We start from the raw sequence: 1,122 nt of genomic DNA on the forward strand, positions 1-1,122 counted from the left end.
CTGGCGGATGTCGCGCCAGCGGTAGCGGTGCCCTGGCTGCGCCAGCTGGTCGAGCATGATGTTTTCAGCAATGCTTAACCCCGGGATCAGCGCCACGTCCACCTCCTGCTGCACGAGGTGGATGCCCAGCCGTTTGGCGTCCAGCGGCTCGCGGATGCTTACCGGCTGGTTGTTAATGCAGATTTCGCCTTCATAGTGGTCGTGCGTCCCGCACAGCACCGCCATCAGCGTCGATTTCCCCGCGCCGTTGGCGCCGGTCAGCGCATGCACCGACCCGCCGTTCAGCGTGAAGTCCACGCGCGACAGCGCCTGAAAGCCGGAAAAGGCCAGGCTGATACCGCGCATCTCAAGGCGACTGGAAACCATCCGCGTAAATCCTTCATTACTCTTCTGATTTAGCGAATTTTTCACAGCTCCGGTTGACTGACAACGACGGAAAAGGCATAAGATAAAGCGAAATATTATTAGCCATCCGGATGTCCAGACATAACATCGGGTTAGCGCTTGCTAAAAAAGGACAACTTCATGAGCAACACCGATATCCGCGTCGTACCCGGCCCGGCGAACTACTTCTCTCATCCGGGAAGCCTTGCACACCTGGATAATTTCTTTACTCCGGAACAACTTTCCCGCGCGGTGTGGATCTACGGCGAGCGGGCAATCGAGGGCGCACGCCCTTATCTGCCGCAGAGTTTTAACGCGACGGGGGCAAAACATCTGTTGTTTAAGGGCCATTGCAGCGAGCGTGACGTCACCCGTCTGGTAAACGAGTCGGGAAGTGAAACCAGCGTGGTGATTGGCGTGGGCGGCGGTGCGGTAATGGATACCGTCAAGGCCGTGGCGCGTCGTCTGGGCGTGCCGTTCGTGGGCATTCCCACTATCGCCGCCACCTGCGCGGCGTGGACCCCGCTCTCCGTGTGGTACAACGATGCCGGTCAGGCGCTACAGTTTGAGATTTTTGACGACGCCAACTTTCTGGTGCTGGTGGAGCCGCAGATCATCCTTAACGCCCCGGCGGAATACCTGCTGGCGGGCATCGGCGATACGCTGGCGAAGTGGTACGAAGCGGCGGTGCTCGCCCCTCAACCTGAGAGTCTGCCGCTGACCGTGCGTCTTGGCCTG

General features: G+C 59.4%; 2 protein-coding genes. One reads left to right on the forward strand and one right to left on the reverse strand.

What is annotated here, in order from left to right:
- Window positions 1–366 (reverse strand): ATP-binding cassette domain-containing protein (locus DD606_RS25365; protein ID WP_139158390.1); only part of this gene is annotated, 366 nt, incomplete at its 3' end.
- A 159-nt stretch (window positions 367–525) separates the two neighbouring features.
- On the opposite strand from DD606_RS25365, the gene DD606_RS25370 reads away from it, so the two are divergent.
- Window positions 526–1,122 (forward strand): iron-containing alcohol dehydrogenase (locus DD606_RS25370; protein ID WP_129259498.1); only part of this gene is annotated, 597 nt, incomplete at its 3' end.

The sequence above is a fragment of the Enterobacter cloacae complex sp. GF14B genome (assembly GCF_004136805.1).
GTDB lineage: Bacteria > Pseudomonadota > Gammaproteobacteria > Enterobacterales > Enterobacteriaceae > Enterobacter > Enterobacter hormaechei_C.